13 protein-coding genes are annotated in these 15,430 nt (G+C 60.0%); 5 read left to right on the top strand and 8 right to left on the bottom strand.

Annotated elements, in window-relative coordinates; all coding sequences use genetic code 11:
* Positions 1–376: 376 nt before the first annotated feature.
* Both ACZ9HU_RS22030 and ACZ9HU_RS22025 read right to left on the bottom strand, forming a co-directional pair.
* A complete protein-coding gene (locus ACZ9HU_RS22030; RefSeq protein ID WP_476108027.1) occupies positions 377–616 on the bottom strand; it encodes a hypothetical protein in 240 nt (79 codons plus the stop codon).
* 251 nt (positions 617–867) lie between these two features.
* A complete protein-coding gene (locus ACZ9HU_RS22025) occupies positions 868–3,360 on the bottom strand; it encodes a TonB-dependent receptor (RefSeq protein ID WP_476108026.1) in 2,493 nt (830 codons plus the stop codon).
* 200 nt (positions 3,361–3,560) lie between these two features.
* Between ACZ9HU_RS22025 and ACZ9HU_RS22020 the strand changes: the two genes are divergently transcribed.
* The 5 genes from ACZ9HU_RS22020 (at position 3,561) to ACZ9HU_RS22000 (ending at position 10,176) form a co-directional block, all read left to right on the top strand.
* Complete coding sequence (locus ACZ9HU_RS22020) at positions 3,561–4,577, top strand: YncE family protein (RefSeq protein ID WP_476108025.1); 1,017 nt, start codon at positions 3,561–3,563, stop codon at positions 4,575–4,577.
* A 39-nt stretch (positions 4,578–4,616) separates the two neighbouring features.
* The gene (locus tag ACZ9HU_RS22015; RefSeq protein ID WP_476108024.1) at positions 4,617–5,336 is read left to right on the top strand and encodes a phosphatase PAP2 family protein; all 720 of its coding nucleotides are present in this window, start codon (positions 4,617–4,619) and stop codon (positions 5,334–5,336) included.
* A 58-nt stretch (positions 5,337–5,394) separates the two neighbouring features.
* Positions 5,395–6,087 (top strand): response regulator transcription factor, encoded by a 693-nt coding sequence (locus ACZ9HU_RS22010; protein ID WP_476108023.1) that lies wholly within the window; start codon positions 5,395–5,397, stop codon positions 6,085–6,087.
* Complete coding sequence (locus tag ACZ9HU_RS22005) at positions 6,084–7,469, top strand: sensor histidine kinase (RefSeq protein WP_476108022.1); 1,386 nt, start codon at positions 6,084–6,086, stop codon at positions 7,467–7,469. Before ACZ9HU_RS22010 ends, ACZ9HU_RS22005 begins: the two co-directional genes overlap by 4 nt.
* A gap of 223 nt (positions 7,470–7,692) precedes the next feature.
* Complete coding sequence (locus ACZ9HU_RS22000) at positions 7,693–10,176, top strand: TonB-dependent receptor (protein ID WP_476108021.1); 2,484 nt, start codon at positions 7,693–7,695, stop codon at positions 10,174–10,176.
* Between the two features lie 93 nt (positions 10,177–10,269).
* Here ACZ9HU_RS22000 and ACZ9HU_RS21995 read toward each other — a convergent pair whose 3' ends face one another.
* From ACZ9HU_RS21995 to ACZ9HU_RS21970, 6 genes are all read right to left on the bottom strand, one after another.
* Positions 10,270–11,313 carry a sulfite exporter TauE/SafE family protein gene (locus tag ACZ9HU_RS21995; protein WP_476108020.1) on the bottom strand — a complete coding sequence of 348 codons (1,044 nt, stop codon included), beginning with the start codon at positions 11,311–11,313 and terminating at the stop codon, positions 10,270–10,272.
* Between the two features lie 456 nt (positions 11,314–11,769).
* Positions 11,770–12,057, bottom strand: coding sequence for a helix-turn-helix domain-containing protein (locus ACZ9HU_RS21990; RefSeq protein ID WP_476108019.1), 288 nt, complete (start codon positions 12,055–12,057; stop codon positions 11,770–11,772).
* The gene (locus ACZ9HU_RS21985) at positions 12,054–12,395 is read right to left on the bottom strand and encodes a type II toxin-antitoxin system RelE/ParE family toxin (RefSeq protein ID WP_476108018.1); all 342 of its coding nucleotides are present in this window, start codon (positions 12,393–12,395) and stop codon (positions 12,054–12,056) included. Before ACZ9HU_RS21985 ends, ACZ9HU_RS21990 begins: the two co-directional genes overlap by 4 nt.
* A gap of 307 nt (positions 12,396–12,702) precedes the next feature.
* Positions 12,703–13,491, bottom strand: a complete 789-nt coding sequence (locus tag ACZ9HU_RS21980) for a 2OG-Fe(II) oxygenase (protein ID WP_476108017.1) — start codon at positions 13,489–13,491, stop codon at positions 12,703–12,705.
* A gap of 82 nt (positions 13,492–13,573) precedes the next feature.
* A complete protein-coding gene (locus ACZ9HU_RS21975) occupies positions 13,574–14,833 on the bottom strand; it encodes a surface lipoprotein assembly modifier (RefSeq protein WP_476108016.1) in 1,260 nt (419 codons plus the stop codon).
* A 75-nt stretch (positions 14,834–14,908) separates the two neighbouring features.
* A partial coding sequence (locus ACZ9HU_RS21970) for a HupA family protein (protein WP_476108015.1) occupies positions 14,909–15,430 on the bottom strand: 522 nt, incomplete at its 5' end.

Here is a 15,430-nt window from a genome sequence, read left to right as displayed (position 1 = left end):
GGCCCACCTGATTAAGCGGCACGCTCGTTCGCACCTATCGTTCGCCGTTCGTTCTCCCTTAGCGTTGTTTAGCGTACTTTCCACGCTATGCCCTCTTGTATCCTGCAGCACGCGCGGACCGCATGAGGTCGATTTCGCTCTTCCCAGTCAGCGTCGTTTCGATGGCAAAGCTTGACCCCGCCTCCAGCAATCGGTCACGCTCGGCAACGAGCTAAACGGCCCGCGCGCAAAACTCGCTGTCCTTCGCCCAAGCCGGGATCGAGTTCGCGTGCAATGTTGTATGGATTTATCACAGGAAGTCGTCCCGCCATGTAGCGGTCCACCAACGTCGACTTGCCAGCGCCATTCGGCCCGGCAAACACCCAAAGCTGCGGAATCACGCTGCGTCGCGAACGCGATGCTCACCCAGATGATCGAAACGCACCAACTCACGCCGACCGTCCGGGTATTCCTTCACCGCATGACCGGGCGGCGTATCAGCGGTGCCGTAATAGATCGGCCGGCCTGCAGTCAGATGCGCATTCGCGGCGGCCCCGTCATCTTCACGCGTAAGGGCATGCAGCAACGGGCGCAAATCTGCTTTACGAGGCTCTGATCGGTTCAACTGGCTGGCCATAGTCGCTATCTACCATCACCGCGCTCGCTCGTCACGACCGAAGATGTCCACTGGCCTTTTCCGCCTGACGCTCGAGGTCCAAGGCCCATCGTAAATGGAAAGAAGTGGGACAAAGCGGTCACTGACATTTTCGGTAACGCCCGACAAGAATGGCCGACATCGGCTTGAGTCTAACTACACCGCAAACTGTCAACGGGAGCAGGATCACCTCTGTTACCGGAAAATCCGCGCCGATACCGGTCGGCCAAGCATCATTCAAACGTCTTGCGGATGGAAAAGCGGAAAGTTGGTCCGATGGGGTCCAAAATCCAGCGCTGATAGGCCAAAGGCGCCATTCCGCTTTGGTTAGTGACGCGCTGCCAACTGCCAAAGAGATTGTCGACCGCAAGAAGAAAGCGCAAGCCTTTGGCATAAGGCCATTGGGCCAATCGCGCAGAGGACCGGTCAGGAAACCAGAACAGGCGAAAATTAAACGCAAAGCGATCATCGAAACGCAGATTTCCCGCGCTGCCTACCCCGTCCTGTCCGCCGCTGGTCCATACGCCGCCCGCGCGCAGGCCCCAGCCGTTGCGAGTGCCTGAAAACTGTGCATCGATACGGTGGCGCGGCGCCCTTGCGCTTTCGCCCAGAGGGTTTGCCAATACCAGATCATAGGCCGGACCACCCGACACCAGCGTCAGTTGATCCCGCAACCGGATCGTGTCCACCAGCGAGAATTGCAGCATCGTGCCGCTGGCGCCAAAGCTGTGCCCGCCGCCAAACCCTCCCTTGCCCGGCACCGATGGCCCCGATCCGCCGCCGAAATTGCGCGAGAATACGACAGCCAGACGCAGATCCTCCCGGTCTTCATGCGCAGCGTTGAACGGTCTGGCGTCCACACCGGTGATCGTTCCGTCCGCGTCACGCGCAATGCGTCCGGCATAGGCGGCTTCGAACGCCGGAGTGATGCCCGCAAAGGCGACCAGCGGCGACCGGTCGGTCAAATTGGTATAGGTTGCGGTCAGGGTGAGGCTCTTGGCCGCTTTCCATTCGGTCTGTATTTTCAGGATGCGCCGCAAATCCGCCACCAGAGCGCTATTACCCCCGGTGGTCTGGCTGGCAGTGATGAAGCGGCCAGATGTGAAATCAAAAAAGCTTGCCTGCGGCGTCACATTCAGGGGCGCGCCCAATTGCGCCATGGTGGGGGCCATGCCGTCCTGCAAGGCCGAAACCAGCACGGATAAGCTCTTGCGCGGTTTCCAGCTCACATTCGCGCCATAGCCCTGAACCGTTCCGGCATCGGACCATCTGTCCACCGACAGGCTGATGCCGCCATCCAGCGCGCCGATCGGGCTGGATGATTTCAGCAAGGGGACATCAAGCGACGCCTGCGCCGACAGGCTGGTGCGGGTCAGGTTGCGCGCGCCCTGATCATCGATGCTACTGAGCGTTTCACGCGACGCCTTGCCCGAAAGCGTCAGGTTGGCGCGGCCCGCAGGCATCGGGAATAGCCCGCCGCTCAAAAAGCTGTCGAGCCCGAACAGATCGTCGCGGCTGGAGGAATGCCGGTTTGCCTTTTCCAGCACCAGATTGGCGGCAGGTGCGGCAAAGACATCGCCGATGGAGCCATTGGTGACCGCCTGTTGCCAGAGGCTTGAATCCATGCCGCCGCGCGTGTTGCGGGCCAAAGACACATGGTCCGCATTGCCCGCAACCGACCAGCGCCACCGCCCGACTCCCGACAATTGCGTGCCGACATGTATGGTGTCGGTTCGTGTCGAACGGGTCTGTACGACGCCGTCGGGCATGATCATGCGCAAACGCAGCGGGACCGCAAAGGGCGATGTTACGGGAAGATCGACTTCTCCAATCGCCGGACCCAGCATTTCCTGCGTCGCCAGCCGGTCGTATTTGACATTGACCGACAGGTTGCGCCCGCCGCCCAAAGCTCTGGCCAGCGCGGAATTGATGGTCAATTGCTGGCTCGCCGGTGTCAGCGTGCGCCAGGCGGAGGTTTCATCGGCAACCGCCCCCGCCGCAAAAGCCGAAAGGCTGCGCCCAACGCTGGGCACGGCCGCATAAGATTGCGCCAAAGGCAGGATGGCCCCACCGCCCAGCGCCGAAATGAGGCCCGCCCGATTGGCCGCCAGCGCATCGAGCGGACGCACCACCCCGCGCTTGGCCTCGGTAATCGCATCGCCGGTCTGATATTGCAGATCCAGCGTCAGGCGGTTCTCGCCCTTGATACGCACCGCGTTGATTTCGTTGTTGAAATCATTGCGCAGGCCGATGGTGGTCAACCGGTCCTCCAGCTCCACCATGACCGAGGCGTAATAGGGCTTGAGCACGATGTTGACCGGTTTGCTGCGCGCGGGATACCCCAGACGCAGCGCGGCCTCTTCGGGCAGGATGTCCACCCGCTCAATCGCTTCGGGCGGCAGGTTGCGCACCTCGTCAAAGCTGGAAATCCGCCGTCCGTTGACCAGAATGACCGGCCCGTCACCGCTGCGCGACTGGCTGCCCCCGGTCAGCCCTGCAATCTGGGCCAGAATGTCGGCAAGGTTGCTGGCCCCCAGCCCGCGGATGGCGGCGGTGTCGAGCCGCTGTTCCTCGCGAATGGCTCCTACGACCTCGCCATGGGGGCGGTCGGCGACGACGACGATGTCCTGCGGCGCGGGGCCGGACGATGTCCCACCCGCGCCATCCGGGCTCGTGGCAGAGACAGAGGCCAGACTGGCCAACATGAAGAAATAGGAACTGGGCATGGATCATCCTGTCGCCGCGGATCGTGCCGCCCGCCTATGATCGCTTGCCCCCTTGTATGGCCAGAGCCCTTAAAATTCTAAGTTTGCAATGTAGGGGCCTGCGCCCTGTCGGGTCATCCCGCTGTCATTGAGGCCACCTAACTGCGCCCCATCAAACGAGCGCCCCCATGAAAGGGCGCGCAAGATGAAGCGGAAAACCCATGTTCAAATCATTCCTCGCCCTTGGCGCCCTGGCCACCGGCCTTCTTGCAGGCTCGCCGGTCATGGCCGATACGGTTGCCTATCGCGTCACCGACCGGATTGCCGGGGCCGATGGCGGCTGGGACTTTGCCCGCGTCGATGCGGAGCGCGGCGTTCTGTATGTGGCGCGCAGCAACGCCGTCATGGCCATTGACCTTGCCACGCATAAGGTCAGCAATCTGACCAGCGCCGATGGCGGCCATCAGGTCATCCCCATCGACCACGGCGCAACATTGGTGGAAACCGACGGCAAGAGCGGTCTGACCCGCTTTATCGATGTGGCATCGGGCAAGGTTGTGGCGCAGGCGCCCAGCGGCATCAAACCTGACGCGGCCTATTACGATGACAAGGCGGGCGCCATTGTCGTGATGAGCCCCGGCAATGACATGATCACCACGATTGACGCCAAAACCCATCAAGTCCTTGGCCAGATGACGCTGGCCGGGGGATTGGAATATGCGGTCAACAATGGCCATGGCGGGGCTTTCATCAATCTGGAGGATGAAGGGCGCATCGCCGAGGTCGATCTGAAAGCGGGCAAATTGCTGCGCAAGATCGATATGCCCGGATGCACCGGCCCGACCGGCCTTGCCAAATTTGCCAAGGGTCAGCGCCTGATTTCGGCCTGCGCCAATGGCGTCGCCGTCGTGCTGGACGCGGTTTCGGGCAAGGTTCTGGCCAGTCTGCCGATCGGCAAGGATGCAGACGCCGTGTTGATCGACAAGAAGCGCGAACTGGCCTTCATCCCTTGCGGCGGCAATGGCACGCTGGTGGCGCTGGACCTTCATGACGGCGACCATGTCCGCGTGGCTCAGGTCATCCCGACGCAGATCGGGGCCAAGACCGGCGCCATCGATGGCCGCGACGGGCGCATCTATCTGCCCACGGCCACGCTGGCCGCGCCCGAACCCGGCGCCAAGCGAGGCAAGCCCATGCCCGGCACTTTCAACGTTCTGATCGTTTCGCCGCAGGTCTGATCCTGTCTGGCAGCCTCATATTTCTTCAAGGACCATCCCATGCCCATCCTGCTTTCCATCGCCCTGTTGGCGGCTCCGGTCGCCGAAACTGCCAACCAGCCCATAAATGCACCGGCTCAGGCCGCGCCCAAGGTGATGCATTACCTTGACCCCGCCCTGTTCCAGCCGACGCTGATCCTGCCCGCCCCGGCGGCGCAGGATTCGGCGCAGAACGCGCAGGAATTGCAAACGCTCCACCGCCTGATCGCCAGCGCCAGCCCCGAAAGGCTGCATCAGGCGCATGAGGATGCCATCCACGAAGACCCCGCCATATTCGACAAGGCGCTGGGGGCGGATTTGCGTAAAATGCCCGCGACATGGGAATTGCTGGAAATCGTTCATCAGGAAGCCAATGTCGCGGCCAATCAGGCCAAGAACTATTTCCACCGCATGCGCCCCTACAGCGCCGACCTGACGCTGGCCTTTTGCGAAGGCAAGGCCGATCCAGCAAAGCCCGCCTATCGCTCCTATCCTTCGGGCCATTCCACACTGGGCTATTCGGTGGGCGTAACGCTGGCCCGTCTGGTCCCGGCCAAGGCAGGCGTCATCATGGCCCGCGCGCAGGACTATGCCATGAGCCGCGAATATTGCGGCGCCCATTACCCCAGCGACACTCAAGCCAGCGAAGTGATCGGCACCATGGCCGCCACGCTCTTGCTGTCCGATCCACGCCTTGCGGACAAGATTGCCGCCGCCCGGGCCGAATTGGCCCGGATGTGATCGCGCAATCCGGCCCTGTGTTTTGAATTTGTCACAATTTCCACGCACAGACTTCAAAATGCAAAAAAGGCCAATATTGGTGGTGGAAGATGACCCCGTGATTGCGGGCGTGATCTGTCGTGGCCTGATGGACATGGGCCACGACACCCATCATGCCGACAATGGCATTGGGGCCATCCGCCGCTGTCTGCAAGGCGACATCGGCGCGATGGTTCTGGACCGCATGTTGCCCGATATCAGCGGCATCGACGTTCTGACCCGGTTGCGCCAATCGGGCCATATGCCGCCGGTGCTGATGCTGTCGGCCCTTGGGTCGGTGCAGGATCGCATTGAGGGATTGACGGCGGGCGCGGATGATTACCTGACCAAGCCGTTTGACACAGCCGAACTTCACGCAAGGCTGGAGGCGATCTGTCGGCGAGGGAATGTCGCGCAACCGGCCCATGATGATCTAACGGTTGGCCGATTGCGGCTCAACAATGCGGCGCATAGCGTGTTTTTGGGCGATGCCCGCATTGACCTGAACCGCAAACAGTTTTCCATGCTGGCCTATCTGATGCGCAACGCCGACCGGGTTGTGACGCGGGCCATGTTGCTGGAAAACGTATGGGGCTATGCCTTTGATCCGGCGACCAATATCGTTGAAAGCAATATGTCGCGCCTTCGCAGCCGCCTTCAGGCTTTGGGCAGCGATGCGGTGGAAACCCTGCGCGGCGAAGGCTATGTGCTGAATTCGGCGCGTTGCGCTTGAACCTGTTGCACCAAAATCCGAACCCAAAGGGATTGCGCCGCATCGGGCGGCTGTCCGCGCAATTCGGCATCGCCTTTGCGCTGGCTATGGCGGGCGCGGGTGGGTTGCTCTATTATCTGGCGCGAACCGAAATTGCACAGGAAGTGCAAGGGTCGCTGCTGCGCGAACAGGCGCGGATCCTGCCGCAGGGTGTCCAAGCTGACGCCCATACGACTGCGACCCGATTGACCGCTCTGGTCGATAAAAGAGTGATCAGCGACAAAGGCCATGTCATCCTGTCGCCCGAGGGAAAGCTGTTATGGGGCCGCATCACGCTGTCCCCGCCGGCTGATGGATTTTCCGATGTCATTTTTCGCGACGGGCGCCCCGATTGGCGCGAAGGCCGCGCGCTGACGGTCCCCCTGTCCGATGGCGCAAGGCTGGTGATCATCGAACATTCCGAAGCGGTGGAAAACCTCAACGCCATGTTGCCCACCGCCATCTGGGCGCTGATCGCACTGTCCAGCTCGGTCGGACTAGGCGCAGCGCTGGTTTTTTCACACATGATCGCCAAGCGATTGGCACGGACCATGGCCACCGCCGATGTCATTGCGGTCGGCAATCTGTCACAACGCATCCCAACCGAGGGGCTGGATGGCGTCTTTGCACAACAGGCCCTGGGACTGAACCGGATCATCGACCGCATGGCCGACATGGTGCAGAGCCAGCGCCAGTTCGCCAGCCATCTGGCCCATGATCTGCGCACGCCTCTGACGCGGCTGCGCGGGCTTTTGCAGGCCTATCAAAAGCAGGCCGAAGGCGCGAATGTCACGCCCGAAAAGCGCTGCCTGCTGGACCGGGCCGAGCGTGAATGCCGCTCGATCATCGCGATATTCGATGCGCTGCTTCGCCTGTCCGAAATTGAGGCGGGCCGCCATCCCGCAGCTCTGGTGAGTCTGGACCTTGCCACCGTGCTGGAGGATGTTGCCGAAACGATGGAGCCAGTGATCGCCGATGCGGGCAGCATGCTGCAACTTGGCCCGATGTCCTCGACGATGATCGAGGCCGATGTCGGACTGTTACAACAATTGCTGGTCAACCTTTTGGACAATATCGCGTTGCATACACCTGCCAGCACGCTGGCCCATATCAGCCTTGAATACGAAAGCGCCAATGCGGTCGTGGTCATTGCCGACAATGGTCCCGGCATCGCCGCCGAAGAACGCCATCGCATCATCCAGCCCTTTGAGCGCGGCCACAGCGCCAGCACAACCGGCAGTGGTCTTGGTCTGGCGATTGCGCAGGCGATCATGCATTTTCATCGGGGCGCACTGGAACTGGCGGACAACCGCCCCGGACTGACCGTGCGGTTGAGCTTTCCACTGTCCGGGCCAATGTTCTAAATTTGCAATGTTGGGCCTGAACCCGCTTTCGTTCACACAATGTAACAATCGCGTCATCGCGTCGGCCTAACCGCGCCCTCATGTCCGGCGGGTCAAAGGGACCGGGCAAAAGGATCAAAGCCAATCTTCATCATTCAGCCTGAACCGAGCGTTCCGGCGATGATGGCGGCTGCCCGCTCCTCCGGCCCGCCGTAACGGAATTCTACGCCATTGAGGGGCAAACATGACCAAGTCTTCGTTCAAATCGCTGCTGGCCTGTACAAGCACGCTGGCCTTGTGCCTGATGATCAATGTGGCCCATGCCATGGCCGCGCCTGCGGCCGAAACGCCTTCGGCGCCCGATGATCAGTCCACAACGGCCAATCAGGCCGGTCAGGCCAACGACCGCCAGTCGCTGACGACTTCAGACATCATCGTGACGGGATCGCATACCGCCGAAGCCGCGCCGCTGACCGCCTCGCTGACCACCACCCAGCCGCAGGCCGCGATCAGCCGCGAATTCATCGACAATGCCAATGCCGCCTCGGACTTTAACGAGCTGATCGCTCTGACGCCGGGCGTGTCGATTTCGGGCACCGGCAATGGTCAGGGCTTTTCCGAAACCAAGGCGGTGATCCGCGGTTTTCAGGATGGCGAATATAACGTCACCTATGACAGCATCCCCTTTGCCGACACCAACAACCCCACCCACCACTCGACCTCGTTCTTCCCCTCGACCACGATCGAAACCGTGGTGGTCGACCGCGGTCCGGGTAACGCCAGCCAGTTGGGTCAGGCCACCTATGGCGGCAACATCAACATGTATTCACGCGCAGTTTCGGACAAGCAGGGCGTGACGGGCCAGGCCTTGCTGGGCAACTGGAACAGCTTTATCGGGCGCGTCGAATTGCAAACCGGCAAGATCGACAAGTGGAACGGCGCCAAATTCGCGCTGACGGGCCAGTATCTGAAATCGGATGGCGCGCTGACCAATTCGCCGGTGATGTCGAAGAACCTGTTCTTCAAGGGCGTGATCCCCATTGGTGATTCGAACAAGCTGACCATCGTTTCGACGTGGAACCGCAACTATTACTATCAGTCCGACGTGCTGAAGGGCGCGACCTGCGGCTATGCCCAGTCGGGATATGCGACGCTCAAGGCCACCAATTGCTCGGCATCCTCGAACATCGGCATGTACGGCTTGAACTATGGCATGGGCGGTGATCCGACCAAGCAGGACTATTGGAAGTATAACCGCACCGACAAGACCACCGATTTCAGCTATATCCGCCTGCAAAGCGATCTGTCCGAGCATCTGAGCCTCGACAACCGCGCCTATATGTATGGCTATACCAACAACACGATGAGCGGGAACACCACCAGCGTTGTGACCGGCTTCTCCGGTGCAGGCACAGCCACTTCGCCCTATAAGGCGGTGACCGATGCCAGCCAGATCCCCGGCTATAACAAGCTGAACAAATATCGCGTGATCGGCTATATCGGTCAGGCTGACTATACGTTCGGTTTTGGCAAGGCCAAGGTCGGCGGATGGTGGGAACACGCCAATTCGTGGCGCCACACCTGGGATTTCAGCTGGACCACCGGCCTGCCCAGCTATGACCAGAAGTTTTCCAGCGGCACGACCGCAACGGCCATGTATCCCTCGATCAATCTGGCCAATATCAAATACGAACAGAATTCAAGCTGGGATCAGTTCCAGCTGTTTGGCGAACTTGAATTGCGTCCGGTCAGCAATCTGTCGATCACGCCGGGCGTCAAATATGTGCATTTCAAGCGCAGCGTGAATGCGATGGTCAATGCCGACACCTATCGTTCGCCCGCGAACACCTCGGCCACATGGACCAAGGCTTTGCCCTTCGGCACGGTCAACTGGCAGCCCAAGAGCAACTGGTCCTTCTATGGCCAGTATGCGCAGGGCATGTATGTGCCCGACCTGTCCAGCTTCTATACGCCTTCGTATGACGCGACCACCGCGGCGCAATCGGCAACTGTCGCCGCCGCCGTAAAGCCGCAGACCAGCACCAATTATCAGATCGGCACGGTCTGGCATGGTCGTAAGGTCTCGGTCGATCTGGACGGCTATATCATCAACGTGAACAACAAGATCGCCAGCACGACCGACACGACGGCGTTCTCGGGCACCTTGGTCAACATCGGCACCGTGCATTACAAGGGCGTCGAAGGCCAGATCGCCTATATGCCTATCGAAGGTCTGACACTGTTCGGCAATGGCTCGTATAACTACGCCCATTCCGGCACCACCAATGCGCAGGTTGCCAAGGCACCTTTCAGCACGGCAGCGGCAGGCTTTATCTACAAGCACAAGGGCCTGCGCGTGTCCTTCAGCCAGAAGTTCACCGGTCCGCAATTTGCCACCGAACTGTTCAGCGTGAAGAGCTCGACCAACGGCGTGCCCACCGCCATTACGCAAACCATGACGCTTGATGGTGTGCGCCTCTATCGCATCAGCCCCTATTCGACCGGCGAATTTGCGATCAGCCAGGAAATCGGCACCCATTTCCGCATCGGCGCCACCGTGTCGAACGTGTTCAACAGCCGCGCCATCACCGCGATTTCGAACTCGTCGACCGGCGCCAACACCACCACCAATGGCGCGACCACCTATCAGACCAGCTATGGCACGGCCGACCAGTTCAGCTTCCTGCCGCCGCGTTCGTTCATGGTCGATGTTCGCGTAAAGTACTAAATCCACCGGGCAGAGTGCCCCTGCACAGTGGAAAAGGCGGAAGGAGCAATCCTTCCGCCTTTCTTTATGCGCTTTGTCTGCGGAACAGGGGGCTCAATCGGGGAACTCCACGATCTGCGTCCATGCCCGCGTGGCATCGGCATAACGGATTTCCAGCCCCTCGCGGTCGATCTGCTCAAACTTCTCGATGCTGGTGATGCGCGCGCCCGCAGGCGTCGCAGGCAGATACCGGGCATAGCGCGGCTTGAGATGGGCCGGGTCGAGCTTCTTTTCCAGAACGATGCCATTTTGCCGCGTAATGGCCACGGCATAGGCGCGTCGGCCCCAGAAAGCCTGAACTTCGCGCTCATTGGCGCTGGCCGTGACATTGACGCCCGCATTGTTGCGCGCCAGCACCGCCGGAACCGCCCCGCCAAGCATGGACACGCCCGCCACCACCATGGCCGTCGTGCTGGCATGGTGAAACATCCGGTCGGGAACATGGTGCAGCACCAATCGCACCGCAAATGATGCCAGCACCGCGGCAATCGCAATCACCGCCCCGGCCATCAGGCTGCGCGTGGTCAGCAAGCCGAAACCGGCATAGAGCGCGATTTTCAGAAGATGGAGCAGCACTTCATTGGTGGCGCGGGTGGCCACGATTTCTGCCTTTTGCATGCGCAGGCGGAAATAGAAGCGGTTGAACAGTACGCCCACAGCGCCGGTAAATCCCGACACCAGCCCCACCGCAGCCCCCAGCAGAAGCAAGGCAGCAGGCCTGATCGGCGCGGCGTCATCCTGAACGGGGGCAACGCGTGAACGCAGGAAAAGCAGCGGCAGGTTTGCCGTCAGAAACACGCCCAATGCCAGCTTGATATAGACCGGCTCGAACCTGGTCAGCGCCCAGGCCCCCAGCGCCGCCGCAGGCAAGGCCGCCGGAAGAAACCACCGCACCACATCCCATCGGATCATCTTCCAGAATGCCGCAATACGCGAAAGCGAACTGGCCACGGTTCCAACCGAAAGCGCGGCGGCAACCTGCGCCCCCGGCAACAACATGGCCAGCACGGGCATCAGCATCAATCCGGCACCGCCCCCCGCCACCGCGCTGATGGAAAAGGCAAGGATCGAAAGCAGAAACAGGAATCCGATGAGCATATTGGGCCTTGATACACCATTGAGCGACGGGAAACGCAAAGAGCTAACATGCCAGTAAGAAGGGCCGATGACATCCGCGCATTGTTTCGGTTCAGCACATATTGATCGACTGGCTGAGAGGAGTGTTCGGTGGCAGCACCTCTGACTCTAAAAAGGAGTGCAGATAGCGGGAAAGTCTGTTTTTTTTCTGACAATGCGAGAAGCTGAAGCGAGAACAAGTCCGTCATTTGAGTGGTGGATCATGCCCATTCCTCCGCCCCTTGTATCGATGCGAACCGATGCGGCTTGAAGCTGCCCGCAGGTGCGAGGGACGTGAAATGGCCAATGTTGGAGTAAGTTGACCTTCCCGGCTCCGTATCAAAACGGCAAAATCTGGTCGGTGACTGCCGGAAAATGTTGGACATTGCGGACATTCAGGACACCATTTTGGGATGTCATCGCCCGCCCGCAACCACTTCAGCGCAACAGTTCGCTCACCAACGATGGCTTCTTGGCGATCATCGCCAGCAGCACCTGGGCAGGGCCGGTCGGGCGGCGGCGACCATGCTCCCAGTTCAGCAGCGTGCCTTTTGCAACCCCAATGCTGCGGGCAAAGGCACCCTGGGACAGGCCGGTGCTGGCACGGATGGCTGCCACATCGACAGTAGGCACTTCCACATGGTGGACGACGGCACCCGTTTCGCGACCTTCCGCAAAAGCCAATGCCTCGGTCAGGCCCTGCTTGATGCTTTCAAAAGCGCTCATGATCGATCTCCATAATGCGCGAGCAGAAGTTTGCCGAGCGCGATCAATTCCGCCTGCTCAGCCCTGCTCAGATTATCTTTCTCATTCTTGGCGAACACCGTGACCAGAAAGATCGGCATCGCCACACCCCCGAAAACATGGATGGTCCGGTAGCCACCGCTCTTGCCGCCGCCCTCTCGAGCGATACGAACCTTGCGCAAGCCACCGCCCAAGGAAACACCTGCCTCTGGATTAGCGGCGATATAATTCACCAATGCGGCGCGCTCATCATCGGGCATGATCGCCTTAGCCCGTCGCAGAAACTCGGGCAGCTCAACCACAGTCTGCAAATTAGTCATAGGCGCCTTTTATATGCCAATGACGCATGGGTCAATGGCGCATGCACACACAGGAACTGTCAGCAACGATGGCCAGGTCAAAGCACCACCGGTGCGCCTATTTCGCGAATCATGCCGAAGACGGCATGGTGGCCAGCCCTATGACGGCTATCGGCGTAAGCAGGCACTCTTGCCACCGCACTGGAGCGGCGTAATCTGGTCGACATCTACCGATGTTGGATCACCGACGTTGACGCCGCCATTGCAGACCTTCCCAGCCCCTTTTTCGGTTGCTGAAACCGGCCATAGGTTCAGTTTCCCTCACACGCTAAATAAATGCTCCCTCTCGTTGCCAGTAGGTTAGCACAATCTTCTCGCCCGCCTGTACGGCTTCTCCGGCATGCAAGGTCTCGTTGGCCCTGTTCCCGGCGGCATCGACATTATGAAACATGATCGCGGCGCCCTGCTGCGGGCGCATTGTCAGCCCCAGATTTGGGAAAACAGTGCCACCGCCACATTCCGGCGAACGCAAATAGACAAGGATTGTGTTTACCCGCTGCCCGCCCTTGGCGCGGTGGACATCTCCAGCCTTGCCGCTCGGGAAGGCGTCAAAATGGGCGCGATATTCCTGTCCGGGCGCGTAGCGCAGAATTTGCAGCCCTTCGCCATGTTCAACCGGCCATGATGTCAGAGCGGCAAGGCGCCTTTCAATCCTTGCGACAAGATCCGTTTCAGCACGCGTCAGCATCACCCCCGTGCTTGACCTTTCAGGATGGGCAACCGCGCTGCCGTCTGCCTCATTAACAACCGCGGAGGGCAGCAGGCCGCGTGCCTCAGCATAAGCAATAAGTTGCTCGCATTCCTGCGCCGACAGCACGTTTTCACAGACCGCTATCGCCGGGACGGTAAGCCGCATCGTTCCGGCCACTCTCTGTCCCTCGATTTCGGAAACTCCGATCAAAGGCAGTTCAGGGCGAGCGCAAAAGGCGGCGGGCTGTTCGTGGGCCTGTGCCGCAAATGCGATGGCCTGAGCCGCCGTGCTCGCCGTCCAGCCTGCCGCGACCATACGCTGCGCCATATCTGTGTGATCGCATCCGGCGCCGACATTGGTGAACACCCAATCACGCCATTCGGCCCCGTGGGAATCGATGACGGCGTTCTGGGCCACCGCCGAGGGCAAACCACTGTTTGACGCCATATCAAAAACTCCGCGTGATGCCGACATCGGTGGTTACACGGCGAAAATCGTAAATGCCCACGGTTGACCAGTTGCGTTCATAGGCAACCCGAACCACCGGCGAGAAGCCCGCCACCTCCACCTTGCGCCACACCGCCCCGACACCGCCGCGCAGATACCAGTCCATTCGTCGTTCCGGGAACAGGAACAGGCGCGCGTCGGCCCCCAGACGGCTGCCGCTGGCCGTGGCAAACAACGTGGTCTTGCCGAAATCATGCCAATACACGCCACCGATAGCGCCCGAGGCCGTGGCATAGCCGGGATCGCGCGCTGTCTGGCGATTGGCCGAAAACGTAACACTCGCTCCCGACCGGGCGGAGAGCGCACGCTCATAGCTGACGGCGGCGGTGTAAATCATGCCGTCCTGAAGGCTATTGGTGGCATAGCGCACGCGGTTAAGGCTGATGGCCGTGTCGATCTGCGCGCGCTTGCCAGCAGGGTGCAGCCAATCGAGACTGAGGCTTTGGGTGCGGGCATAGATATTGCCCCCATACCACCGCCAAGTGTAGCCTGCCGAGGGCGTAATGCGATCCGCCTTGCGCCGATATTCCAGCCCAAGCTGGGCCGAAGCGGATATGTCGTTGAACTGGCTCGTTTGATAGAGCGTTGCCTGACTCGACGCACGCGGGACCAGCGTAAAGCTTTTGCCAAGATCGAGGCGGCCATAGATCTGGCTCGATTCCTTTATGCCCAGTCCCGACCGCTGGCGTGCGTCCTGCGACAGGTTGAGCGGGGCGATCACCGTATCGAGCGTGGTGGCGCTGGTGGCGCGGTTGATGTTGCTGTCGGGGGCCAGCGCCAGTTCGAAAGACCCACCCCATGGCTTGCGAGAACGAAGGGCGGCGGCATATTGCTTCACCACCTGCGCAACTTGCGGCGGGAGGCCGCCAGCTTGCGCTTGACGCAGTTCTCGGCGGGCAGCGGAAATGTTGCCCATTTGGGCGAGGACGGCGGCTAGCTCGAGGCGGACTGCCTTTGCATCCGATTTTTCGTCAAGTATGCGTCGATACAGTGTCGCGGCCGCAGCAAGAGAACCGTTGCGCCTCTGAAATGCCGCGTAGCGAAAACGCGCTTCGTTTCGGATGTCTCGGTTGCTATCTTGCTCGAGCGCTTCGTAAATCAATGCAACGTTGACTTTGTCGTTAATGGCGTCGGCGCGTTGAGCGAGAACGAACAATTCTTTAGCGCTCAAACGCAAACCAATGGGCTGGCAATAGGCCATATGAGCCGTTAAGAGCAAAAGAACGTAAGGTGCGGCGAGGACATCACGCCGAGTGATCAGCCACGTCATTCGATGTCACTGTATCTTTTTACCGCCGTGAGAGCCGACGATAGCGCCGACCAAGACCGCATTGCTCCCCGAAGCTGAAAATGTAGCACCAAGTTCCTGTGCGCCCGGGCCATAAAATTTTCCCGAAATAGGGCCCGAAAGGGAAACCGAACCATTATAGTTAAATGTTCCGCTAAAATTATTTACTTTAGCAGAAATAGTCGCATTGGCCTCGAATGCGCTGTGAAATGCATTGCCACCAAAGCTGCTAGAACTATTTCCAAATGACTGCATCTCATTAATATTACCAGAAAATGCAATGGAGCCCGTCGAAAAATTCACAGCAATATCGCCTTGCCCATCAACAAAATAGACCTGTGGAGAGGCGAGTCTCCCCTCCATAAAATATCGATATTGTCCCGTTCCATATCTTGGCATGGCGCTATCGGCGGTGAGTGCCTGACTCGAAAGATCACCAAACATAGCAATACCTTGCAGTTCTGCGGGTGAGCATGCGGATGGAAGCGATCGTTGCCCAGGCGGTGGAGG

Source organism: Novosphingobium sp. Sphag1I (assembly GCF_056279125.1).
Note: the sequence above shows the minus strand (reverse complement) of the source record. Positions and strands in the feature narration are given on the sequence as shown.